At 38.6% G+C, this 23,831-nt stretch carries 24 protein-coding genes; 3 read left to right on the top strand and 21 right to left on the bottom strand.

Annotated features, from left to right (window positions below; all coding sequences use genetic code 11):
- Positions 1-19: 19 nt before the first annotated feature.
- The 3 genes from QVP67_RS10620 to QVP67_RS10610 are packed head-to-tail and all read left to right on the top strand — an operon-like array spanning position 20 to position 2,225.
- A complete protein-coding gene (locus QVP67_RS10620) occupies positions 20-505 on the top strand; it encodes a hypothetical protein (protein ID WP_022163544.1) in 486 nt (161 codons plus the stop codon).
- A gap of 19 nt (positions 506-524) precedes the next feature.
- On the top strand, positions 525-947 hold the full coding sequence (locus tag QVP67_RS10615) for a PcfK-like family protein (protein ID WP_022163543.1): 423 nt from the start codon (positions 525-527) through the stop codon (positions 945-947).
- Positions 948-950: 3 nt separating this feature from the next.
- Complete coding sequence (locus QVP67_RS10610) at positions 951-2,225, top strand: PcfJ domain-containing protein (RefSeq protein WP_022163542.1); 1,275 nt, start codon at positions 951-953, stop codon at positions 2,223-2,225.
- A 62-nt stretch (positions 2,226-2,287) separates the two neighbouring features.
- On the opposite strand, the gene QVP67_RS10605 is transcribed toward QVP67_RS10610, so the two are convergent.
- From QVP67_RS10605 to QVP67_RS10505, 21 genes are all read right to left on the bottom strand, one after another.
- Positions 2,288-4,435 carry a hypothetical protein gene (locus tag QVP67_RS10605; RefSeq protein WP_022163541.1) on the bottom strand — a complete coding sequence of 716 codons (2,148 nt, stop codon included), beginning with the start codon at positions 4,433-4,435 and terminating at the stop codon, positions 2,288-2,290.
- Positions 4,395-5,465, bottom strand: a complete 1,071-nt coding sequence (locus tag QVP67_RS10600) for a hypothetical protein (RefSeq protein ID WP_022163540.1) — start codon at positions 5,463-5,465, stop codon at positions 4,395-4,397. Before QVP67_RS10600 ends, QVP67_RS10605 begins: the two co-directional genes overlap by 41 nt.
- A complete protein-coding gene (locus QVP67_RS10595) occupies positions 5,462-5,938 on the bottom strand; it encodes a DUF1810 domain-containing protein (protein WP_234983983.1) in 477 nt (158 codons plus the stop codon). The genes QVP67_RS10600 and QVP67_RS10595 overlap by 4 nt, the downstream gene beginning before the upstream one ends.
- Positions 5,939-6,052: 114 nt before the next feature.
- Positions 6,053-8,737: a calcium-translocating P-type ATPase, PMCA-type gene (locus QVP67_RS10590; protein WP_022163538.1), complete on the bottom strand. Its 2,685-nt coding sequence runs from the start codon at positions 8,735-8,737 to the stop codon at positions 6,053-6,055.
- A 15-nt stretch (positions 8,738-8,752) separates the two neighbouring features.
- On the bottom strand, positions 8,753-9,091 hold the full coding sequence (locus tag QVP67_RS10585; protein WP_390891789.1) for a hypothetical protein: 339 nt from the start codon (positions 9,089-9,091) through the stop codon (positions 8,753-8,755).
- A 103-nt stretch (positions 9,092-9,194) separates the two neighbouring features.
- Positions 9,195-9,620, bottom strand: coding sequence for a hypothetical protein (locus tag QVP67_RS10580; RefSeq protein ID WP_022163536.1), 426 nt, complete (start codon positions 9,618-9,620; stop codon positions 9,195-9,197).
- A 33-nt stretch (positions 9,621-9,653) separates the two neighbouring features.
- Positions 9,654-10,052 (bottom strand): hypothetical protein, encoded by a 399-nt coding sequence (locus tag QVP67_RS10575; RefSeq protein ID WP_022163535.1) that lies wholly within the window; start codon positions 10,050-10,052, stop codon positions 9,654-9,656.
- 194 nt (positions 10,053-10,246) lie between these two features.
- On the bottom strand, positions 10,247-11,080 hold the full coding sequence (locus QVP67_RS10570) for a hypothetical protein (protein ID WP_022163534.1): 834 nt from the start codon (positions 11,078-11,080) through the stop codon (positions 10,247-10,249).
- Position 11,081: 1 nt separating this feature from the next.
- Positions 11,082-12,119, bottom strand: a complete 1,038-nt coding sequence (locus QVP67_RS10565) for a PrsW family glutamic-type intramembrane protease (protein ID WP_022163533.1) — start codon at positions 12,117-12,119, stop codon at positions 11,082-11,084.
- Positions 12,119-13,282, bottom strand: coding sequence for a DUF2569 family protein (locus tag QVP67_RS10560; protein ID WP_022163532.1), 1,164 nt, complete (start codon positions 13,280-13,282; stop codon positions 12,119-12,121). Before QVP67_RS10560 ends, QVP67_RS10565 begins: the two co-directional genes overlap by 1 nt.
- 4 nt (positions 13,283-13,286) lie before the next feature.
- Positions 13,287-14,786, bottom strand: coding sequence for a helix-hairpin-helix domain-containing protein (locus QVP67_RS10555; protein WP_022163531.1), 1,500 nt, complete (start codon positions 14,784-14,786; stop codon positions 13,287-13,289).
- 12 nt (positions 14,787-14,798) lie between these two features.
- Entirely contained in the window at positions 14,799-16,367 is a 1,569-nt protein-coding gene (locus QVP67_RS10550) for a PP2C family serine/threonine-protein phosphatase (protein WP_022163530.1), read from the bottom strand.
- 3 nt (positions 16,368-16,370) lie between these two features.
- Positions 16,371-17,417, bottom strand: a complete 1,047-nt coding sequence (locus QVP67_RS10545; RefSeq protein WP_022163529.1) for a TerY-C metal binding domain-containing protein — start codon at positions 17,415-17,417, stop codon at positions 16,371-16,373.
- A 14-nt stretch (positions 17,418-17,431) separates the two neighbouring features.
- Positions 17,432-18,085, bottom strand: a complete 654-nt coding sequence (locus QVP67_RS10540; protein ID WP_022163528.1) for an AIM24 family protein — start codon at positions 18,083-18,085, stop codon at positions 17,432-17,434.
- 13 nt (positions 18,086-18,098) lie between these two features.
- A complete protein-coding gene (locus QVP67_RS10535) occupies positions 18,099-18,737 on the bottom strand; it encodes a vWA domain-containing protein (protein ID WP_022163527.1) in 639 nt (212 codons plus the stop codon).
- A gap of 61 nt (positions 18,738-18,798) precedes the next feature.
- The gene (locus tag QVP67_RS10530) at positions 18,799-19,437 is read right to left on the bottom strand and encodes a vWA domain-containing protein (protein WP_022163526.1); all 639 of its coding nucleotides are present in this window, start codon (positions 19,435-19,437) and stop codon (positions 18,799-18,801) included.
- 6 nt (positions 19,438-19,443) lie between these two features.
- A complete protein-coding gene (locus QVP67_RS10525; protein WP_022163525.1) occupies positions 19,444-20,166 on the bottom strand; it encodes a TerD family protein in 723 nt (240 codons plus the stop codon).
- 15 nt (positions 20,167-20,181) lie between these two features.
- Entirely contained in the window at positions 20,182-20,820 is a 639-nt protein-coding gene (locus QVP67_RS10520) for a stress protein (RefSeq protein WP_022163524.1), read from the bottom strand.
- Between the two features lie 2 nt (positions 20,821-20,822).
- Positions 20,823-21,491 (bottom strand): TerD family protein, encoded by a 669-nt coding sequence (locus QVP67_RS10515; RefSeq protein WP_022163523.1) that lies wholly within the window; start codon positions 21,489-21,491, stop codon positions 20,823-20,825.
- 3 nt (positions 21,492-21,494) lie between these two features.
- The gene (locus QVP67_RS10510; RefSeq protein ID WP_022163522.1) at positions 21,495-22,067 is read right to left on the bottom strand and encodes a TerD family protein; all 573 of its coding nucleotides are present in this window, start codon (positions 22,065-22,067) and stop codon (positions 21,495-21,497) included.
- Positions 22,068-22,213: 146 nt separating this feature from the next.
- Positions 22,214-23,608: a hypothetical protein gene (locus tag QVP67_RS10505; RefSeq protein WP_022163521.1), complete on the bottom strand. Its 1,395-nt coding sequence runs from the start codon at positions 23,606-23,608 to the stop codon at positions 22,214-22,216.
- Positions 23,609-23,831: the final 223 nt, after the last annotated feature.

Here is a 23,831-nt window from a genome sequence, read left to right as displayed (position 1 = left end):
ACATAAATATATTAAAATTATGTTTAGCACTATTTTTCAACTCAGCAACAGACCAATAGAAAAAAGGGAGTATATCGGCATCGAACACGTGGGACAGGGCGACATGGTCTTTATGGACTACACCTGCGAGATTGACAACGAAGACCGCAAAAGGGAAATCAAGAACCTTGCGGGGCGCATTTTGCCCGAGGGCATGTTTACCCTCAATGCGGACGAGACGCTGGCCTATAACGGGGGCTTCACGGAGTGGCGAAAGACTTATCTTGACCTTATCCGCAAACGGACGGACGCACTCACCGAGAAGAACATCATGGAATGGGCAGGGACTGCCTACCACCTTCAGAAAGCCATACTCAATCCGCTCGCCACGGACTGCCTTTTCATCACGGAGTTTTGTGACGGACACGGAACGGCTGAACGGTCAAGGGAACTCATGCGGTTGGTTGAAACGCTTGCAGCAGGGGAAAAACTATATATCGGGGCGGTAATCGGCTATCGCTTCTAATACTTAAAACGGAAACATCATGAAAGGAACGGAACATTTCAAGGAAATCATCAGGAACTATCTTGACAAGAGGGCAAAAGAGGACGAACTCTTCCGTGCCAAATACGAGACCACGACACGCACCATTGACGATGTGGTTACGTTCATACTCAACGAAGTGCAGAAATCCGGCTGTTGTGGCTTTGCAGACGAGGAAATCTATTCCATGGCAGTCCATGCGATAGACGAGCCGACACTGGACATCGGCAAGCCAATAAACTGCTCGGTCGTTGTCAATCACCACATTGAACTGACCGAGGAGGAAAAGGCGGAACAGCGAGCCATTGCGCTCAAACGCTACCAGGACGAGGAAATGCGCAAGTTGCAGCAACGCAACTCCAAGCCCAAGGCTGCAAAGAAGCCCGAACCCAAACAACCCGAACTCTCACTTTTTGATTTTTGAGCCATGAAACCGAGAACGAAATTTGAAAAGACGGTGGCAGCCTCCAACGAGGGGCTGTCCGCCATCAGCCCGAAAGCCGTGGAGTGGGCTGTCAAAAACGTGGTATCGCATATTGCTTTCCGCACTTCCGGCCACAAATGCACGTGCAGCGATTGCGGAGGAAAGTTTGACTACAAGGGAAAAGGAAAGTCTGTACGCTGCCCCCATTGCGGACACCGCTTGCAGGTTACTGACACGATGAAACGGAAATGCAGGGAGACAAGCTATTTTTCCACTCTTGAAGCCATTGACGGGTTGCAGGTGCAGCGTGTGTTCCTGCTGAATGTCTGTTACAGGAAAGGCGAGCCAATGAGAACTACCTGTTGGGAGGTGTGCCGTCTGTGGCTTGGTGGGGACGGAAAGACTGCCGTCACTTCAAGGGCGAGGACGATAGGCTATTATCAGGACAGCTTCAACTGGATGACCGATATTGAGTTAAGGCAAATGTCCGATGTGCATTGGGTTATCTCAAACACGTATGTCTATCCCCGTTATTCAGTCACGGCAGGACTGAGACGCAACGGCATGAGAGGCAGGCTTCCCGACTGCCACCCCATGCGTCTTGCAAAGGCTCTTTTGTCAGACCACCGCATCGAAACCATGATGAAAACCAAAGACCGCAAGGCGGTTGCCTATTTCGTCAGCAATACATTCGAGCTGGACAGGTGCTGGCAGTCATACAAGGTTGCATCACGGCATCATTACCGGCCTGTTGATTACAGCATGTGGTGCGACACCGTCCGTCTGCTTGAACGGTGCGGAAAGGACACACGCAGCCCGAGGTATATCTGCCCGATAAACCTCAAAGCCGAGCATGACAGGTGGCTGGCCAAAGTAAACGGCATGGAGGAGAGGCGCAGGAACAGGGAGCGGATGCAGAGAGCCAAGGAGCATGAAGCCGAGTTTTACAGGGACAAGTCCTGTTTCTTCGGGATTGTCATCAGCGACAGCGACATTGAGATTTCCGTGCTTGACACCATTGAAGCCTACAAGGAGGAGGGCGAACACATGCACCATTGTGTGTTCCAGTGTGAATATTATGCAAAGACGGACAGCATTATCCTTTCGGCACACGACCGACAAGGCAACCGCATAGAGACCGTGGAGTTCTCATTGAAAGAGGGTAAGGTGATACAGAGCCGTGGAGTGTGCAACTCCAACACGGAATATCACGAACGAATTGTCAAATTGGTCAATGATAACGCACACCGCTTCCTGGAGGCAAGAAAAACAGCATGATTTCTGATATATGTTCCGAACCCCGTTCTACGCTGGGAAGCGTGGAACGGAGTGCCTTTACATCATAACCAGGAATGCCAATTATCGCAAGACTTCTTGATGTATCGTGCAGTAGTGGTATTACCATAACACTTTATAATTGTGCGAAGATTACCCAATATATATTCTGCTTCGGCTTTAGCTTCCTCAGATTGGAACATTTCCAAAGCCTTTTTAATTTCTGCCTGATAGATTTCTTCTGTTTTTTTATGCCCGACAGAATGCTTGTAATCGTATAGGATGTCATCATAACCTTTTATATAATCAATTGACCAATAATCCAATCGAGGCTCAAACAAGCCGATATATTCTCCACGCCAATATTGGGTTAAAGCCCAACACTCTTCAAAAGAATTACGACGGCCTATGGCATATTTGAACCGTGCCATACCTCGTATGTCGGCAGTCTTTCCGTATTTCATCTGGTCTTGCAATTCCAACATTCTTTTGGCAAACCTGTATTTAATTCTTTGGGAGTCTTGCAATGGTTTATTGACAGTTTGTGCCTCCCATTCCCATTCTCCGCTTTTAGACCATCTGTCCGGATAAGCATAGAAAGGATTCCGATTAAGATAGCCTCCCTTATATACATTCATGGCTTGCAAATATTCATCAGAAACACTGGTAAAATATCCGACAGCCCTTTGATAGTTTTCCTCACGGAGGGCAAGAGTCCCTATAAGTTCATTGAAATAGTCTGAATCGTGCCGGATATACTTTTTCAGATAAGTAAACAATTTATTTTCAGAAGCAATACCCCGCTTCACGTCTATAAGTTGACTGGACGAAAGAGACCCCATCAACTGAAAAGAAAGAGAACTGTAATCTTGCGTATTCCAAAATCGTTCACTTCTTCTCATTTCTTCAATTGTCTGTGTTTGGGTAGCTCCTCCCCAAAAAGCGCATGTATAATCTGTCTCTATTTCATCATGGCGTTGCTTGGTGGCAAGCAGATTGTCTGCATAACCGCATAGTAATATAGCTGTAGTATAGTCCTTATTATTCCACAAGTTCGGAATCAGGCTGGCATAAACTATGTTCTGCATCATTCTGTTCCATTCCACAGCATCTGGCAAAAATATGTCAATCTTTGATTCCATCCATTTCAAATCAGACAAAAGTGATGAATTATCATCGTTCTCTGCATCTATCTTCATGCGATAGGCACGGGCATGGTCGTGTAAATCGTCTGATGAAAACGTGTGCCGCAAAGCCTTACGGATATACTGTGAGGCTTTGCGACTGTCAGAGTAAAACTCTCCGTACATATATGCCAAAGCAAACTCCCAGTCACCACGATTGTTTACTTTCTTCTTGCTTAGCACATTTTCTGCAACAGATTTTATTGCACAAAACTCGGCAGAATCATTTGAGATAGTCTGGATGTATGATAATAATTCCGGGTTGTCTGGATTGCGTTCTGCCATGAACGCAACAGGATTGTCGGTTTTGATAGAATAAAAATCACCAGATTGGGCGAAATATTCATTTGCCATATCAACATTTCCCAGCCGGTACCAACATCCGGCTACATACCCCTGTGCCATACGCTTGAACAGGTTGTCATCAGAAATTTCCTGAAAAGCCTCATTGAAATATGCCACACATTTATCGTAACAACGTGAAGCAAAAAGTGCCCGTACCACTTGCAAGGCATAACGGTCCTTGATGCGGGTTCCGGTGTAACTCTTGCACTTGTCAATTATATCCTGGAAATCACCTGTTACATCACTTGAATCTCTGGATGATGGGTAGTACCACGGTGAATTGATTTCATTTCTGCGTTTTTCCAACTCTTTGGCTGTACTCAAAAAATCAGCTAATTCCGAATCGTGAGTATTTTTCAGATAGATATAGAATAAATTATCCGTGCTTACACTTTCGTCATAACTGAACATTATATCATTGACTGTATCACTGTTATCTTTATATACCGCCTGCTCAATGTCGTTTAATGGTATTCTTTCAGAAGTAAGTTTTTGCCACAACCGCAAGTTCTCCTGCTTGTAAAAGTCTTTAGTAAGCAAGCCGTCCCAATTGGATGTGAAGAACTTGGGTGTTGGTATTATCGGAGGATACGGACCGCAAGCATTGGCATGGAATGATACGGAAAATACTATTATTACTATGCTACTTAACTTCAGAAGTAGAGAGTATTTTTTTGATTTCATCGTCTGTATATTTTGAGAGATTGCGTAAATCGAAATGATATAAAATATTACTGTACGGATTATTGGATAGCTCTTGCTCTATCATGGACTTTACGCTTATTATGTCCTGATATTTGGAGGTTTCTACTCTAATCTCGTCTCCTTTCCGGATTATCATTTCTTTATAAGGAATATCTTCAAGACATTGGTAAGTATGATGATTCTTAGTGTTTTTGAACTTAGTGGAATCCTGTACGTTTATCCCATTCAACAGACCGACAAACTGGCGTTTATGAAACAACAACTGCCATGAATAGGTGGGATAGGCTACATCAAGGTGCAATGGATAATCGCTCAGATATTTCAGATATGGCTTTATATCTTTTGGGTCTAAGATGGAATTTGCCGCATCCGGGTCACTGAAATCTCCGGTATTATAAACCATCAGCACACCGTAATCAACCGGTGGAACCTTCTGTGCCAGTTGATGTAGTCTGATTGTCGAATTAAGATTCCAAGTCAGGTTCTGCTTGCGGATTTCATGTCGGACAGAATCACATAACGCAAAAAACGAACGTTCAGTAGAAGTTGTCCAATCACAATCCAACTGTAAGCCGGACACATTTGACAATCCGTTATATGAACACATATTCTTGACGCGCGTCACGATATTTTGGGCCAACTGTCCTTCATGTCCTTTTGCATCTTTCATTGCATCCAATGTAATATACACCACAGGAACAAATTCTATAAAGCCCAAAGAATCGTTTAATATATAATAAGTCTTTTCCGGAATCCTCATAGTGGCATTTGGCACAGTACGGTTTCCGTCAATCGTACCAACGTTATCAACCGACACATCAAACATACGCAAATAAATACGTCCAATATCGTGCTTGCGCATGAATGCGAAATCGGACGAATCCGGTGCAAATACTGTTTTCCAATAATACACACTATTTTTCTCTTCATGAGAAAAATCTGTTTTATTTACATGGCGACAGCCACTGAGTATTGCAAATAAAGCGAGAAATAAGAGAAGGTGTTTCATGTACTCAAATGATTGATTATTTTAATTGTACATTTGTCTTGCTGCCCATTGAAATACTTGTCTATAATTCGGGCAAAGACTTCATCAGGCGAAACGATGTCAAAGAGCGTCATGCAGGAACAGAGTTTACGGCTGTCAATGCCTCCGAATACTTCAACAGCATCATTGGTAGAAAGATGAAGTATTGTTTCTGAAACTTCTCTTAACCGTTGGGCGAGAACTGGATTTCCTAAATATGCAGTAGCTTCCTCTATTCCGGATATTCCATAAAACTTTGAGTTAAAAGAATACCCGAGCTGTTTGAGTTGCGGAAAGATATACCACATCCAATGCCCTCGTTTCCTGCCTTCCTGTAACTCTTTGAGAACTATTGGATATATCAAATCCTGTGCTTCTATAAAGCGTTGAAGATTATAGTTATCTTGCTCCATATCTTTGTTTTGCTTATGCAATACCCAATAGCTCTTTTCCATGAAGGAGGAGAATCAGGAATGCCTGTATTTGATTTTTACCATATTTAGATAAAATTAAAGGGTTGGAATAACCCCGGTATGATGTATGGAGCTATTCCAACCCGTAATATTTAGTTATCGCTTAGTTATCAGATGCCATCCTTCACGTACCCAAAGTACAAGGGAGGAACCAAGAATAATAATTATCCAATCTTGCAAACTCAATCCTTGAACATTGAAGAATTGTTGAATACCAGGTATTTCCACCATTGCCACTTGCCCTATCATGATAATAGCCACAATGATAAGTAATCCCTTACAACCTTTGAAATGTAAAGCACTACGACCAGTCTCGAATGCACGCGCATTGAAGAGATAGAAGAAATGGGTCATCACAAAAATAGTGAAGAGCAGAGTCAACTCATACGTAGATACATGGCCTTTTTCACCCAATTGAAGTGATAACAAATCTGTGAGTTGGTGAATGTCTGCGTGTTGGAATATATAAAGCAAACCGAGTAACATTGCAAAAAAGAATCCACCTACACCGATAATGTTAGCAATCATTGATTTATTAAGAATAAAAGCATTACGGTCGCGGGGTTTGTCCTGCATTACGCTCTCTGAAGGAGGAAGTGATGCCAATGCCATTGCTGCAAAAGTATCCATAATAAGGTTTATCCACAACATTTGAGTTACAGTCAATGGACTTTCTGTTCCCATAAATGCGCCGCAAAGAACTAAGAAACAAGCTGTTACATTTACAGTAAGTTGAAATAACAGGAAACGCTGAATGTTTTGATAGAGTGAACGTCCCCACATCACAGCCTTACCAATGCTTGAGAATGAGTTATCGATGATGGTAATGTCAGATGCTTCTTTGGCAACAGATGTACCATCGCCCATTGACAGTCCCACATGAGCAGTATGTAATGCAGGTGCATCATTTGTTCCATCACCAGTAACAGCTACTACCTGATTTTTCTTTTGCAAGGCTTCTACCAACCGTTTCTTGTCCATAGGACGTGCGCGGGCGATAATCTTTAGATCCTGTACACGGTCAAGCAATTGTTCCTCTGTAAGTGCAGCAAAATCGGGGCCAGTAATGATGTTGCGTTCTGTATCTGTAGAAGTCCAAAGACCTATTTGACGACCTATTTCCTTTGCCGTACCCGGAGTATCACCAGTTACAATCTTTATGTTTATACCTGCATCCAAACATTCTTTTACTGCATCAGGGACATCTACACGAACAGGATCTGCAATAGCAGCAATACCAATGAAATGAAGTGATGTAGCAACCAGTTTGCCATTTTCAATCACAGCATTATCGTTTTCCAACACTTGATAGGCAAAACCAAGTGTACGCATGGCTCGTTCCTGATAGGAAATTAACTGCTTATCAACAATAGTTTTATCTACATTGGTGACTTTGCATAAGTCAAAGATTATTTCCGGAGCACCCTTCACATAAAGTATTTTCTTGCCTGGTATGACAGCAGATTCAACAACAGTAGCCATATATTTACGCTCAGTAGAGAATGGAAGTTCTTGTACAACATTTACACTTTCACGCAGCATACGATAGTCCACCCCTTTGTTGTTTAACCAAAGTAGTAATGCCCCCTCTGTCGGATTACCCAGTACTTGAGGTTTCTTGACGTCTGAGAAATCAATAGATGCGGTGGAGTTTACTGCCATTCCTTCGTTGATAACACTATCGGAAATATTATCTGCATAAACTTTTATATCGTCCACTTTCATTTGATTTTGAGTCAGTGTACCTGTTTTATCTGTACAAATTACGGTAGTTGCTCCCATTGTTTCGCAAGCGTGCATTTTACGAACAAGATTATTTGTTCGAAGCATTCTTCTCATAGAATATGCCAATGAGAGTGTAACAGCCATAGGCAACCCTTCAGGTACCGCTACAACAACCAATGTAACGGCAATCATCAATGTTTGTAGAACATATGCTATAAAAGGAGCAATTTGTTCCATTGAGCCAAAACAATCTGTTCCGTTGCTGATTAAATAACCTGCAATACGTCCAATTATAATCAATGCAGCAAAACCATAGCTCAATTTGGTAATCCAAGCACTTAATCCGTCAAGTTGCTCGTTAAGCGGAGTTTTCACACTGTCATCAATCTGTGCTGCCTCAAACACTTTGCCTTGTTCGGTTGCATCACCAACTGCAAGTACACGGAATATACCATGCCCTTCCATTACCTTTGTACCTTTCATTACATGATTGGTTGGGTAAGTAGCATTCTTATCAAACTCTTCTTCATTGATACTCTTACCACATACAGGTTCTCCAGTTAAGGTGGATTCATCCAAATGTAATTGTACAGCTTCTATCAATTCGCCATCAGCAGCAACTTCCTCACCGGTATTAAGAATGACTATATCGCCTACAACAACATCTTTTCGAGGTATTTGTGTGGCATTCCCGTTACGGATTACCTCAACAGGTTCATCATCGTTTACTTGATTAAGAATTGTAAATTCTTTATCAGCTTGGAGCTCAAAATAAAATGCCAAACCAGTAGCAAGCAGAATAGCAACAAAAATTCCTGCCGGTTCAAAGAAGACTTCTCCACCTTCTCCCAATCCAAAATATTCATAAAATGAGATTCCAATAGAAAGCACACCTGCAATCATCAAAATTATGATAAGAGGGTCGCCAAACTTTTCAAGAAATTGTTTCCATAACGGGTCTTTCTCTGGAGGTGTCAAAATATTAGCGCCATGTTTTTTACGGCTTTCGAGCACCTCGGCATCGGTTAAGCCTGTGAAATGATGTTTTTGTTCCATATTATTCTTTATAAATTAATTATTCTTCGGTATCTGATTTATTCTTGCAGATTCAAGAATAGGTAAATTTGATTCTGTTGGTACATATATTACAGTCTTATCGCTCAAATCTGATTGTTGGCGAACCCAAAGATATTGGATGTAAGTAGGAGTAATACTACCGTTCTCTATTTTAATCGCTTCAGCAGCCCCTTTAGCTCTCTCTATTTCTGCTTGTGCATTCAATTTCTCTGCTTCAAGATTTGCTCGTGCTTCCTCTATCTTTATTTTACGATTCTGTTCGGCTTTGGCAAATTCTGCTTTACCTTCCATTTCCTGCGACCAAACATTATACCAAGGTTTGATAAAAGCCATACTTACCGTTAATAATATTACTGTTAAAATTCCCCATAATGCTTTTTTAATAAGACTGGGGGTGAAATCTAAATCCATATTCATACGATATCAATATTAATACTTATTCATTACTTTCAAATTCTTTAGCTGATATAGATGGCCCAAGACCACTGCCATATGTTGACATTTTGAAAACCATTTCTCCTTCCGTCCATTCGGTTTCAGTAGATGTTACAGAGAACTTTCCCCCATCGTGATATGAAGATTGTCCGTATGAGGATGTAGCTTTGATTTTCAGCTTAAATGTGCCACTTTTATTAAAGTTTACCGTTCTTGATGAATGTGCAGGTAAAGACACAGTCGTATATAGTCCTCCAAAAGAGTAGATAACCTTCAATGTCATTGTATAATCTGAACTGTTCCTAAATGTGATCGAAGCGTTTTTCTTTTGACTGTTATACTCATAATCATACACAGATTGAGCCATAGCTGTTGGTGCAACTAATAACATCATAGTAAACACAACATATAAAAATTTTACTTTCATATTTCCCTCGTTTATTATGCTTTATGAAATAAATTATCTTCTCTTAGGTACATATGTTTTGTTACCCTTACTATTTATATAATATTGTCCACCACGACTACCGGTATGAATAGTGCGACCTGATCCATAATTGTATGCATTGGAAGAGTAATCACGGGCATGGGTTCCAATAGTACCCGTAAAAGTGTTAAGATTTCCACTGGTTGAAAAATTATCATGATTAGTCGTATTAGTAGATGTCTTGTAATGCCCTTGTACATAAGTACCGTCCTTTCGGGTATATCCCTGTTGGTATCTTACAGAACTATTCGTTGTGCCGATACTCAATGAAGAGGTTGAATTACGTTTGGACGAAGTTCCGTAGATATTTTGAGCGTGAACTCCAAAAGTTGCGCAAATAGCAATTGCTGCTGTCAAAATAATATTTTTCATTTTCTTCGAATTTTATTTGTTATACATTTGATTTCCTTTTGATGCTGCAAAGTTAGTTTCAACTTTACGGAGTTTTTGGATTTCCAAAACATTACAACACCTTTACATTATTGCTATCGCTAAAGGGTTGCAAGGTTATAACATCGTCATGTTACGACTATATTTCAGAAATGTAATATTTTACATCTATGCCTCTATACATGTCTTAAATTCATTATTACATTATACACAAACCAACTATTTATTCCTTCCAAGAATATAGGTTTGCTGTTTGCCCCATCTTTTTGTAGACCAACTCCATTTGAATATGTATCAATGTTTATAATTTTATCAAATGACAATCTGAAACTCTTCTCTGGCGAAGAAAAGTAAATATGTTTATCTGTCAGACAAACACTACCTACTGAAATCCTCTGCATATAAGTAGTTTCTACCGGGTGTCCCCTAAAGCCTCCTGTCCTATAATAAATACCTTTCGCCACCCTTACACTAATACCACTACTTCTTCCGACATATTCTCTTTTTATTTTTTGCTCATAGAATATTATGTCTCGGAATAACCATATCATAGTTTCATTTCTTGAAAGCATAAATGGAAAGTTTCCGGCAATAGTTATTTTAGGTGATGGTTTGTTTCCATTCAGTATATCCTGAATAACATCTGCTTGCAACATTTTTTCTATGGAATGATGCTGGTTAAGTATCGCTTGTGGAATTTGAGAAAATTGTATAAAACGGGCTACACTTTGTTTTTCTGCATCATTTATAATATTGTCTTCAAGATATTTCTCTATTACATCGTCTAATACATCTACAAAAATTTTTTCTTTTGTTGCTTCATCAATGTATGAACTACTTATTATTTCATTTATTTCTTGTTCTCTACAATAAAAATCCTGAAGATTAGAGAAACAAGACATTAGTATATTGCGAAGTTTTAATTTCCCGTCGTTATATTTTTTCTCACATTCTGAATGCGAATGTTGAAACCATCCCGCATCTCTATGGCAATATTTACATTTTCCCATATTAATTTCGAAGTTTTGATTGATAATTTACGCTTTGTTTTAAGTAAGTCATAAGCATGATAACTCCTATAAAAGTAATAGGCAATGCTATTAACATTCCTAATGAGCTTCCACAGAATGTATCATATAAACCATGAATAATGGCTGGAATTGCAATTGCTAAGAAATACAAGGATATTCTATATTTGGGATATAAATTTGCAAAGGCTATAAAATAGCCTGCTATACCACACCAAATAGCATGAAGAAAAGGAAGACTTGTTAAACGAGCTATATTCATAAAAAATGCTCCGGTATAATCCAATTGAGTATTTACTTCCATTTGGTATTGTACTCCTTCAAAAACGCCAAAAGCAATACCTGACATTAAGCCATAATATACTAATGTCTGTGGCAATAACGGTTCTTTTGTTTTTCTATAAATAACAAACAGAGGAATTGCTTTAGCCAATTCTTCCATTAAACCGACTCCCAAGGTATATCCAAATAGATTCAAAGGGAAAGATAAATCTATCAATCTATAGAATGGATTTATACGTGGAATACCTAATACATCCCAGGCGACAAATACGAATAACTGAGTCAAGAAGAATATTGAAATAGTATTCTTTATAGATACTTGCGGTGTCTTGAAGAGGTAATAAAAGAAAAGTCCCCATATACATGAAAAGTACAAAGCAATCGCATAGAATACGCCAAAATTCCACATTGGTATAACCATTAACATACTAGGAGACAATCCAACTATAGCCAAGGTTAACAAGCGTTTCTCCGAAAGCCATTGCTTGTTGATAAAACTATTCTTTGGTATAATAAGTTCTGTTCCTATTTTGCGTAGCTGTGCTATTAAATCGCCACCATGAGATACTTTTGGCTTCAATCCAGCCCTATGCAAAAAATAATATACTGTATTTACTTCATTTGTAGATACACTTTTAGCTTTGTCATGAAGTAAAATTTGCCCATTGTTTACATATGACAAGAGAGTATTCTCATCGTATGGGCCATAATCTTGATTATTTCGTACAATATATACCATTAGAAACGGATGGATTTTAATAATGTATCAAGATAGTTGTAACCATCCCCAATTTGATAATATGATACTACGCAAACTTTTTCCGTTCGTTCATTAAATAATAGCACATAATGCCATTGAATAGGAGTTTCTGTTTCATATTGAATCGTTTTAATAAAATATGGATTGTCATTAACAAAACGCTTTTCATTTAGGATTTCCTTATAAGAATATTTTTCAAGTTCTGAGTCTTTCCAATTTTCCCAATAAGAATTGAAATTATCGGTTGTAATATCGGAATCATAATCGCTGCATATTCTTACCCAAGCACAATCACTAAGTTCCAAATCAAACAGAGTGATTTTGGGTTCATCTATTTCTTGTTTTTCACATATAAATCCATCAGGTTTTGTGAACACTATGCGTCCATCTGTGTATTCATTATATGCTAAATCTACCGATGAAATGAATTGAGCTTCTTTTTTATCGTATTGTGACTGTATATCTGCGATACCAATGCCAAGCATAAATAGGGGAACTATAACAAATGCTGCTGTAATATAATAGTCACGACTATATATTTTACGGTATGTTTTTGGAATGATATTATTGACCTGCTTAGAAGTTGTCAGATACAAGAACCAAACGATACTCCATATCAAAGAACGTATAAGACGAGGCATACTCCCCATACCAGATTCCTCAAATTCACCACTAAATAGAGTTATAACATTTGATATAAAGACAGCAGCTATATATACCTTGGCTAAATAAACTGCATTTGGCTTTCTTTGGAGGAAAGCATAGATAGTGTAAATGGCTAAGGCTAATAACATTATACCCAAAAACACATCTGCAAGTGCTAAAAAATGACTCCCATATTCTTCTATATTATAAGTAAGTATAGGATATAAAGCACTTACCAGACCACCAAGACCAATGGAAAAAAGTAGAAATCCTAACCATCCATGAATGTTATCATTGGGATTAGGATAATCTATTTGAGGGCACGATGCTTTTTCCTGTTGATTGAAATTTGCATTGTCATGTATGACTTGATTTGTTTTTTTCTCCAAATTTATACGCTTTATATAATGGTCACATGACTGCCCATTAAATTCTATATTTTCTATACAAGTACTATTATATTTCTTGCATTGTTCGCATTGATCCTTTATAGCCATAAATCTAATTATTAACAAGTTGAACAATGACTAATCTACCTCCTTGACTTTTGTCAAGGAGAATCTGCCGACCTTCTGTAAGTGGAACATATCCGCCGATTGGAATATCTTTTTGTTCAGTAATGTCACGCATATCAGGGAGACGCCTATTGATAAGTATCCATTGTCCATTATGGAAATGAAAGTCTCCGACTGGCTTCTTATCATTATCGCTTGTCTTTTCATTTGCTGATACCAAGTTGTTGGAGTGCCACCGATAAAGAGTCTGCTTATCATAAATCATTAAGCGATAGTTTTCCGAAATGAACTTTCCATGAGCAGGTGCATAATAAAAGTTAAGAATTGGTAGCTGTCCTTTATATTCTCTACCACAGAACGGACAGTGAGGCTTGGTAGTATTGTCGAAAACATACCAGTGAGCCTGACAATCTGGATTTTGGCATGGCTGTACCAAATCACATGTCTTGATAAGTGCATCTTCCCATTCAGCCGCACTGGGACGCATAGATGGATTGTGCAGCCCATCAATGAATGCTTTGTCGAACAATTTTTTCAAATACGGACCACAAATAGTATAGGGGAGCCGATTTGGATCGCCTTGTGGCAATTGGGACGGTGCCAGCTGGTTAGGTTTAACGCGATTGGTAGAATCAGTGGGATGTTCAATGAACAAGGCCTTTGCTCCATAACGCATATCATCGTCTTTTTGTGGATCGTCTATATTCCACACTTTTCCACCGTCCAAAGGATGGCGGTTGAGCAGAAAAGTATAGATGAGTACTGCAAGTGCGTAGCGGTCTGTAGTAATCTTAGGCAAATTTTTTTTTGGATCGTCTATTTTTAGTGTCTTTGTGGCGAGAACTTCGGGTGCTATAAAACCAGGAGTACCTACCACCTCTGGCGGGAACTTGCCGGGTACAACCAATCCATCATCATCAATAATGCAGGCCGAACCAGAAAGGGGGTCAACAAGTACATTATTGTAGGAAAGATCCGAATGAGCTAGTCCTGCGGCATGTATGCGGCGAATACCACGTGCTATCTTCAAACACATATGCAAACGCGACAGAAATGTACCTTTCTGATCGGCAGGAACGAACTTGTTGATGAGTTTTGCCGAAGAGAACCATTTGCCGTTCTTTTCCTGACCGTTCTTAATGAAAGGCCATTGGGCATCAATTCCTGTAAAGAAGAACTTTTTGTTATAGAAAGGAATAACAATACCCGTGAGTCCTTTCCATTCCACCATTTTAGTAGGCCATGCAAATATGTCATTCCAGTAATCTCCATCTGAGTTCTGAACGAAAATCTTTTCGCGATACACCCCAACAATGTTTTCCAATCGGGCTTTGTCGTTGGCATTTGTAGGATTACGGTAGAATGCCACAACATAAGTTTTATCGGTTGAGAAATATACATCCTTAACTCCGCCTTGAGCCTTAATCTCGTCATAGAACTCAACGGTAGAACCGTCGGATGCAGTCAGTTTAATTATATTAGCCATAACTTCTTCCTTTTAAGATTCTACATTGATTTTATCAGAAGAAATAGTTCCTGTTTCATTTGTATCGGAGATTTCTTTTGCCATTTGTTCTGTTACTTCTTCACATTTTGGATCAGTCTCTTCACCCTCATATAAAATGGCAATAGTGCGGTCATCGTGATTTCCTGGCGACCAAAAGTCAAGCCAATTCAATAATTGCTCTTTTGATGATTCGTTGTCGTCAGTAAGTTCCACTCCATTCTCTTTAAGGTCGTTCCACAAAGCATCCCATCTGTCAGGATTGTTCAGATTGACATCTGTTTCAAACTTCGGGTCACTTACACCATCTGTCATCATAAAAAGAGCGGTGAAGTCATCTACTATATTGAAACGAAGTCGCTGGTATAAACTTTTGGCATCCTTGAAAATGTCCGGCATGGTGAGAAATCGAGTCTGCCCTGCAAATTCTCCTTCGTCCGGTACACCAAGTATTTTAGCCGTATGTGTATGTTTGTCATAAAGACAAATTGCACCATCACCCACCCAAAATGAAGCTAGAAACCATCCAAAAGAAAATTTTTTACTAATGACAAGCAAAAGTGTTGTCGCATATTGTTTAGGTTGATTGTTGACGGTGGCCGCTTCAGCGTTAATCGCACGATGAGCCTTAAACGCTGCAGTTCCAACAATCTTATATATATGATCTCCAACTTGTTTGCGTGCATCGCTTTCGCCGTCACCCATCTGTTCGTTGTATTTCAATATTGCATTTTCAAAATCTTTATTGCCATTAAGTTGTACAATACAATAGTTCACTGATTCCTCACATGCAATACGAGAACCTTCACGTGAAAATTTAGCAGAACCGGCACCATCAGCTACGGCCATAACATACCATCCATTGTCCATATGAGCCATTTTGAAATGGTCATCGCGAGGTTTAGCTTCTTGTGCATGGCTACGTCCACGCTTACTGGCTGCCACAATATCTTTCTGAGGTGTTCCGTCAGCAAGGGCTTCTACTTTTATATACTCTACCTGAATATCATTATTTTGATACTTTGGTTCAGGCATATTTCCCCAATCCACAGGTAGGTCTTTCCACAATTTACGAGGATCTTGATTAATTACGAAAGGCACTTTCCGTTCCAAAATAGGATGTTCTTCTGGCATATCCACACCTACAAACTGATAGCGTATAATCAAATCAAATGTTGATTGAGCTGTTGCACCATTTTTACGGAAATATTCCAAAGACGGGCATCCTGAGATAGTAAAAGACTTCCCATCTGCAGCTGTTACAAGGCTCAACCCATGAATATTTTTATCGAGTCCAGATACGCTTACGAGAACAATCTCCATACCGTCTAATCCATCGGGATCTAAAACAGGCATATCTACAGTCACTTCATATTCCTGATTTTCCTTTGCATTAGGTATATTAAGATCCCACACAATTTTATTCTCTGCCATTTTTATTTTATCCATAAGATAGTCATTGTATAAATTCCACAATTTGTCTGACAAAAAACGGAGAAAATTTTCTACTTTCTTATCATCTTTATTTCCAATGAGAGTGTCTATGATTTTATCAATATCCATATTTTACCCCCTTCCTCTTGTAATGTCTATTCCTCCTTCAGCAATTTCACCTAAAGTTCCTTCCATACCACACCAAGGACAAGCTGTCGTTTGACCGCCCGAACACATAATGTTACCACATTCACAAACTACTACTCCGAGCTGATTTCCACAACAGGGACAAGTCGGCACACCCCGCAATGACATCGTATTGATATTACGGTTCGATTTTCCATCACTCAAATCATTGTAATTTTCTTCATCAATAGGATAGGCTCCCACGAGTTTGAAGTCTGTTGTTTTTATATTCAGAGTTTCAAGCCCTTCTATATTAGCAAGATGCTTTGCATATTTAACCAAATAAAGTCTCTTGGTATTGGAACATTTACCAAGCAATACTACATAATTTTCATCCACCATGCAGGGCTTGGTTGTATCAACTTTTTCCAAATTAATACCATTGGTAGAAGCCAATTTTACATCATCATCTCCTACATCGGTCACTGATACACTGGTAGCCTTAATGGAAGCCGTCACCCACTTAAAGAACGCTTTGAATGATATATCATCTGTCTTATTTAGCCGAAGTACATTGTCAGATATTTGTCCTAAAAGTTGAGTATTTACATTGTCTCCAATGGATATGGCTACAATATTTGCCTTTCTGCGATATGAATTGTTCCAGCGAGCAAAAGCAGAAGATGGATTATCAGTTGGTGTACCGTCAGTAAAAAGAAAAACTATCGGCTTCCAATCCCCTTTTTGCTCCGTTGTGGTTTTAACTAAATTCTTATCCATATCATCCATCAAGAAATTCAGAGCAACACCGAGAGACGTGCCACCACCTATAGGAAATATAGGTGGATAAAACTTATATAACTCTGTCAACGGTGAAATACATTTTGCCTTTCCTGCAAAAGCAATAATAGATATAAACGCAGTTTCAAGAGCATAGGGATCTGTACGCAATTCCTGTACAATCATTCTCATGCCATCCTGAACTTGTTGGATAGGGGCACCAACCATTGATTCTGAAACGTCAACAAGGAAATATACGGGTAATCTTCTCATTGTTTTATACTAATTTAATTTCGATTGATAATTATAGGTAAAGGACTGAGATAGATTTTCCCAGGTCCTGTTATTTTCATAAGACTTAATCCTTCTCCTCGCAAAACATTACCGACAGACCATCCTGCCTGTATCTGTGAAGAAGAAAATCCGTGTAAGGCAATGATGTGATTTTCATCCACTTCTATAGTTTCACCATTCCTTAACTGCTTTTCAATGGGATTTCCCAACGAATTGAGAAAGACGGTTGCATTACCTTCAATTTTTTGAAATAGTCCAATACCTCCAAGTAGACCTTGGAGATTCAGATTGAGGTTCAAGGATACCCGACCAGTTGAAGCAACATAATGTCCTCGACGACATATAAGATTTTCTCCTTGTAATTTAACAGGAAGTAAAGCACAAGAAGAACCTGACAACACAAGTTTCTTCTCCGTATTCGTTGGATTAGAAAAACGGATAATCAATATGGACTCGCCAGACAAAGCTGATTTAACCACTCCACCAATAATAGTTCCTAAACCGGTACCACCATTTGTAAATTCAACTTCGCGCTGCAATGATTCCTCTACATAAACTATACTGCCACGTTCTGCATAAAATTCCTCTCTTGGAGCCAATGAGACTTCAAGTGTCTTAAATTCATATCCAACAAATTTGCAATTCATATCATTGTTTCTATTAAATTACCAAGTTGACTTCTGCTGGTGGAGGCGGTAATTCAACCTGATCCGTCACACCCATTGTTCGCCCTCCTTGTTGTACATTGATAGTTACCCATTGGAAAAACTTCTTGAATGTATTACTATCCATTGTATCAAGCGTAAATACATTGTCGGTAAGCTTTTTCAAAGGTTCTGTCTTTGCTTTCGGGCCAGCTGCACAAGCTACGATATTAGTAAACTGATGGCGTTTCACTTTCTGTATAGCTTCATCATATGCCATTAAATCTGCAGGCTTCCCATCTGTCAGAACAAACATTATAGGCATCCAATCTCCTTTCTGCTCACGTGATCCCATATTGACTTCTTCATCATAACGTTGGCACATCAAATTCAATGCTGCTCCCAGAAATGTAGCACCTGAGTCTGGCACATGAATATCAGGTAGCTGGAGATTTTCCAATTCTGTCAAAGGAAGAATTTGCTCAACCTTACTGTCAAACGTAATAATACTAACACAAACTGTTTCCAATGCATAGGGATCCAATCTTAATGACGCAATCATGTCTGAAAGTCCGACCTTGACGCTCTCAATAGGTTCACCCCTCATGGAACCACTTGTATCTATAAGAATATATACTGGTAATCTTCTACTCATGATTTTAGTTTTTATACCCGAAAGGCATTTGACTTATCAATGTCTTTCGGGTCAATGTCCATTATACAACAATGTTTACTTCTGGAGGGGGAGGTGGAAGTTCACTCATTGTAGTAGCTTCTGCCGCCGTTTCCTCAACAGATTTACTACTTGTACTGATGCTGGCAGATACCCACTTAAAAAATGCTTTGATTGTGGCACTGTCCGCAGTATCCAGTTGAACCACATTTTCTGTGATTTGCTTTAAGGTATCTGTACTTGCTCCTTGTCCAGCTGCACAAGCCACAACCATACCACATTTGCGTTTCTTAAATTCAGCAAGTCCTTTCGACATATCATCGGTAGGCACACCGTCAGTCATAATAAAAACCAAAGGCCGCCAGTCACCTTTCACTTCTGCGGTTGTCTTGGTAATCTCACTATCAATTTTCTTGGCTAAAAGATCTAATGCGCCTCCTAAAGCAGTACAACCACTCGCATCAATATTAGGTTGCTGGAATGCAGCCAATTCTGTCAGCGGTGTTACTTGTTGAGCCGAAGAATTGAATGTTATGATACTGATATAAGCAGTTTCCAATGCGTAAGGATCGCTTCGAAGCGTAGAGATCAAAGTCTGAACGCCATTCTTTACAGCTTCAATAGGCTCTCCGTACATCGAACCCGATGTATCGAGCAACAGATAAACAGGTAATCTTCTCATTGTTCGTTATTTTGAATAGTTTTCTATGATTCGTTTGATTGTTTTACGAAGATCATTATTATCTCTATATGCATCACCTATTGCAGCAAACTTCCAATTATTGCTTCTTCGATAAAGTTTTCCCATTATAAGAGCATCGGTTTCTGTGAACTGAGCATTCTTTGCAACATCATACTGAGCAAAAACTGATGTTACTTTTTCTGGAGTTCCTTCATACATGCGAATAGCCACATAAGGAATTTTCTGAAAATCAATGTTTTTAGGTGAATAAATGTTTAGAAAGAAAAAGATTTGGTCAATTTGAGGATTTACTTTTGTTAAATCAACAGTTATTATTTCATTGTCTAATCCATCATCTCCACCTTTGTCTCCTTCTGTATCATCAGGAGTATGATACATAGCTTTATCAGTTGACCAATCTTTTCCTATAGGCAAGCCAGCAGAAGTGAAGAACTCTTTTTTGTATAATGGAGAATATAATGTATCAACAAGTTTCCCATTAGTATCAAGCATGATACAACTCAAGTCAATATCTACATCTATTTCTTCTTTTACAGGACGCATTTCTGTTTTTCGTCCAAATCCTAAGAAGCCCTCATTTACGACAATTTCTTTCATTTTAGAGACTTCTATTGCTCCCCAATTACATCCCACACAAAAATTTGTGAGTTTTGCACCAGATTCTTTTTCAAGATTGATACGTTGTCCTTTTTCAAGTTTTATTGCCATAATTTTTTTATTTTATTAATCTTTACTACCCGGTGAATAATTGAACCCCCATCCATACTGCATATCACAGTCACGATGACCATCATGAAATGTAACGAGTTTCTTCACGGTTATGGAATTATCACCTCCAAAGTTGAGTTCTGCTATTGCACAAAACTTTTTGTTACTGAATTGCTGTCCCATTTCTACGACAATATCTTCATAACCTGGAACTTTAACCTTGACTACAGCATTTGTTTCAGACCATTTTGCAACACCCTCATATATAAAAGTATAGACAATGATACGCTTGATGTTATTTACACCGGCAGAATTAATTAATATTGTTTCACCGGATGAAGAACCACCACCTCTGTCATCCCCTTGATGCCATATATAAGGCGCATTATCGTAGCAACCCTGACGGGTAACATGATGGCGGTCGCCACCACGACCATGTGAGAATTGCAAACCGTCTATTAAACTTTTTTGTCTATTACACAATTCATAAAAGCAGCCAAGGTCAAGATCTACAGCTTTACCCAATAGGCCTTTGAAAAAACCGCCTTTATTCCAATCACGATTGACGACAATTTCACCAATCAGAGGTTTACCTGCGCGTTTTTCCAAATTGATACGATGTGTATCCCCACCTTTTTCAAGAATGATAGCCATGTCTACATAAATTTAGAAGCATATTTCTTACAAATAGGTTCAAGTCCATCCGTATGAGCATCCCCAACAGCTTGGAATTTCCATTCAGTTCCACGACGATACAATCGGCCGAACTCAACGCCTTTGTCTGTAGAAAAATCTTCATCTAGATCATAACGGCAAATTATTTCTCCAGTTAGTGCATTTTTAATCTGGATAAAAGCATCACGAACTTGACCAAAATTATATTTGCGACGTGGGTCATTGAGGTTATTAGGATTCCAATAGATACTTACAGTGAAGAGTATTTCTTTTACAGCTGAAGATGTTTTAGTCAAGTCAACATCAATTTCTTCGCTTCCTTCACCTGTATCGTCTTCATCATCACCAAGATCGTCAATAGAACCAAGCACACTTTTATCTACTGAGCATGGGCGATAGACAGGATTACCATTCCCGTCATATATTTGTTTTTCTTCATTATCCAAAGCAGGAACTTTGTTTGAAGAACCGTAAAATACAAAATTGTACTCATGTTCAATTTGTCCGCTATTACCTAACAAAAATGTAGAAGCGTCCAAATCATAAGGCGGATTGGCATTGGGATTGACTTTCCAGCCCATTTCTACTTTCAAGTGGAATAAGCTGTTGTCTATTTCTACCCGTTGTCCTTTTACAAGATTGATAGCCATGGGTTATTCGTATTTACTCGCATATTTATGAACGAGTGATTGCATTCCTCCTTTATTACCTGTCCCCATAGCCTCAAATTTCCATTCAGTACCACGACGGTATAAACGCCCAAATTCTACAGCTGTTTCAATTGAAAAATCCTCATCTAGGTCATAACGAGCGATTTCCATATTTGTTTTAGCATCATATATGCGAATATACGAGTTGCGTACTTGTCCAAAGTTTTGCCTACGTTCTTCTGCCTTATAAATAGTTGCAGTAAATATAATTTCTTGTATATTTGAGCTAACTTTGGTTAAATCAACATTTAATGTCTCGTCATCACCACCATCGCTGTTTCCTCCAGTTAAATCATCACCACTCGATTCTACAGAACCATCGGGTGATTTTTGATTACCATAGAACACAAAATATTCTTGTGCTGGAACTTGCCCATCACTACCAAGCATAAATGCCGAAGCATCCAAATCAAAATCATAGCCTGTTCCTTTATTGGGATCCCATCCGAGACCAACGCCCACCAGCGTAAGACCTTTGTCCATGCTGATTCTTTGTCCTTTTTCAAGATTAATCATAATACTGTTGTTTTAATTTTGAATTTCTTTTGATGCAAAATTATAAATGACTTCTCTTATATTCTTGGTTTCAGAAATGTTACAACTGTTATCACTCGAAATACAAGAACTATGGTTGCAACCTTTGAACCCTATTTAACCACTACCTATAATGCCGCTATCTTTATCCAATCTTCCGATTCAGTGAAGAGTTTGATATCGTTTTTCTCAGCCCCACAACAAAGGCATAATGAAGAAGATATATTCACGGCATAATTACCATATATATTCCGTTGTATCATATAGTCATCTACATGGTACAGCACATTATCTAATTTTGAGAGTTGCCGTTTCAATAAACTTATCATAGGAAGCCGAATTTCTGGAACTCCAATATTAGGGGCTTTATCTTCATCTCCTCCGAACATTCTATAAATTAATTGATACTTATGTATAATTGCTTTCATGCGTTTCTCATATCGCTCCATTTGTTTGGGAGATTGCGGCTGATTGAAATTAATTCCTCCACTGGCAGACTCCATTAGAAATAAAGCATATAGAGCTTTCTCACGTCTATGTACTTTCTCTAACATAACATCCGCTTCAGGAAAATATATTCGTTCTCGCATAGGATCTACCACAACACTACTTCTTACACTTTTCCTTAGCATTAGGATATCAAAAATCAGTTTATAATAACCTGTAAAAACGAATCTTCCTTTGTCCTCTTGTATATAATTCAAACGTAGGTTATGATAACTCTCGGCAAATAAATCCAAGATCATTCTTATCGTAAATAATGGATTATCCACTATCTCTACTAATAGAAAATTAGAGATATTTTTATCGTTAACAATCGATTCCCCTATTTTAATAAGAAATGACGGATTGATAACACGAAGTTCTTTAATAGATAATTTAGTTGCCAAATGATCACAGCAAAAAGATGCGGTAGATAAATTTTGCACCTGTTTTACAATAGTATATATACGTTCATTACTCACTTTTGGATAAAGGAACTTTGCAATCCGAAGTAAATCGGCTTCCAAAATACTATTATAGTGTTCTGAGAGTTTGGGTAGATATACCAATTCAAAGCCAGCCAATCTCACTTCCGTACATAATTCCCGATACAATAGCTTCATTTGATTATTCGTTACACTATTATATTCGCTTTCCAAATATAAAATCTGCGATTTCTCGAAATTTAATGTAGAGGATTCAACAGAAAGAACAGTAACTTCATTAGGTATTTTAACAGTGAGATTTAGGCGTAAGGCAAGTAGTAATAAGGCTTCTTCTTTTGTACAAAAATCGTCAGACATGGTAGTCTTCCAAAAGTCGTTCATTAAAGAATGTCTATCTTTTTCATCAAAATTGGCTATAACACTTAAAGATTGGGACAAAGTACATGATTCAGCAAATATTTCATCCTCTTCTATAATGCCATATTTCTCTTTAAGGGCATCAAAAAAATCTATTTCCCTTATATCTATTATGCCATCTGCTTTTATTAAATCAGAGACGATTCTTACAACACTTGCTCTTTCTATCTGCCTCATATCTTTTTTGTTTATTAACCCAAGATGTAAAAGAAATTTCGATAAGACTTAAATAATAGAGCTGCCGCTTTTACATGTCAGACTTTGATATTCAAGCATTTTCTTTTTTAATTTCTTATATTATTCCCATAATAATACTTTCCTATTATTGGGGAAAAGATGGAAAAAGTTGTTTTTAACCATCTTGAGTGTACTTCTCTTTTTAAGAGACGGACATTGTAAT

Origin of the sequence: Bacteroides sp. CAG:633 (genome assembly GCF_000435115.1) — a bacterium.
GTDB lineage: Bacteria > Bacteroidota > Bacteroidia > Bacteroidales > Bacteroidaceae > Bacteroides > Bacteroides ndongoniae.
This window is presented reverse-complemented; position numbering and strand designations above follow the sequence as displayed.

Excerpts from the sequence above, each read along its gene's own strand:
- QVP67_RS10530 (WP_022163526.1), bottom strand. The coding sequence starts at position 19,437 with ATGAGAAGATTACCTGTTTATCTGTTGCTCGATACATCGGGTTCGATG.
- QVP67_RS10615 (WP_022163543.1), top strand. The coding sequence starts at position 525 with ATGAAAGGAACGGAACATTTCAAGGAAATCATCAGGAACTATCTTGAC.
- QVP67_RS10510 (WP_022163522.1), bottom strand. The coding sequence starts at position 22,067 with ATGATTAATCTTGAAAAAGGACAAAGAATCAGCATGGACAAAGGTCTT.
- QVP67_RS10505 (WP_022163521.1), bottom strand. The coding sequence starts at position 23,608 with ATGAGGCAGATAGAAAGAGCAAGTGTTGTAAGAATCGTCTCTGATTTA.
- QVP67_RS10595 (WP_234983983.1), bottom strand. The coding sequence starts at position 5,938 with ATGGAAAAGAGCTATTGGGTATTGCATAAGCAAAACAAAGATATGGAG.
- QVP67_RS10520 (WP_022163524.1), bottom strand. The coding sequence starts at position 20,820 with ATGGCTATCATTCTTGAAAAAGGTGGGGATACACATCGTATCAATTTG.
- QVP67_RS10540 (WP_022163528.1), bottom strand. The coding sequence starts at position 18,085 with ATGAATTGCAAATTTGTTGGATATGAATTTAAGACACTTGAAGTCTCA.
- QVP67_RS10560 (WP_022163532.1), bottom strand. The coding sequence starts at position 13,282 with ATGGCTATAAAGGATCAATGCGAACAATGCAAGAAATATAATAGTACT.
- QVP67_RS10570 (WP_022163534.1), bottom strand. The coding sequence starts at position 11,080 with ATGGGAAAATGTAAATATTGCCATAGAGATGCGGGATGGTTTCAACAT.
- QVP67_RS10580 (WP_022163536.1), bottom strand. The coding sequence starts at position 9,620 with ATGAAAGTAAAATTTTTATATGTTGTGTTTACTATGATGTTATTAGTT.
- QVP67_RS10555 (WP_022163531.1), bottom strand. The coding sequence starts at position 14,786 with ATGGCTAATATAATTAAACTGACTGCATCCGACGGTTCTACCGTTGAG.
- QVP67_RS10620 (WP_022163544.1), top strand. The coding sequence starts at position 20 with ATGTTTAGCACTATTTTTCAACTCAGCAACAGACCAATAGAAAAAAGG.
- QVP67_RS10605 (WP_022163541.1), bottom strand. The coding sequence starts at position 4,435 with ATGAAATCAAAAAAATACTCTCTACTTCTGAAGTTAAGTAGCATAGTA.
- QVP67_RS10575 (WP_022163535.1), bottom strand. The coding sequence starts at position 10,052 with ATGAAAAATATTATTTTGACAGCAGCAATTGCTATTTGCGCAACTTTT.
- QVP67_RS10545 (WP_022163529.1), bottom strand. The coding sequence starts at position 17,417 with ATGAGAAGATTACCCGTATATTTCCTTGTTGACGTTTCAGAATCAATG.
- QVP67_RS10550 (WP_022163530.1), bottom strand. The coding sequence starts at position 16,367 with ATGGATATTGATAAAATCATAGACACTCTCATTGGAAATAAAGATGAT.
- QVP67_RS10525 (WP_022163525.1), bottom strand. The coding sequence starts at position 20,166 with ATGGCAATAAAACTTGAAAAAGGACAACGTATCAATCTTGAAAAAGAA.
- QVP67_RS10535 (WP_022163527.1), bottom strand. The coding sequence starts at position 18,737 with ATGAGTAGAAGATTACCAGTATATATTCTTATAGATACAAGTGGTTCC.
- QVP67_RS10590 (WP_022163538.1), bottom strand. The coding sequence starts at position 8,737 with ATGGAACAAAAACATCATTTCACAGGCTTAACCGATGCCGAGGTGCTC.
- QVP67_RS10610 (WP_022163542.1), top strand. The coding sequence starts at position 951 with ATGAAACCGAGAACGAAATTTGAAAAGACGGTGGCAGCCTCCAACGAG.
- QVP67_RS10515 (WP_022163523.1), bottom strand. The coding sequence starts at position 21,491 with ATGGCTATCAATCTTGTAAAAGGACAACGGGTAGAAATAGACAACAGC.
- QVP67_RS10585 (WP_390891789.1), bottom strand. The coding sequence starts at position 9,091 with ATGGCTTTTATCAAACCTTGGTATAATGTTTGGTCGCAGGAAATGGAA.
- QVP67_RS10565 (WP_022163533.1), bottom strand. The coding sequence starts at position 12,119 with ATGGTATATATTGTACGAAATAATCAAGATTATGGCCCATACGATGAG.
- QVP67_RS10600 (WP_022163540.1), bottom strand. The coding sequence starts at position 5,465 with ATGAAACACCTTCTCTTATTTCTCGCTTTATTTGCAATACTCAGTGGC.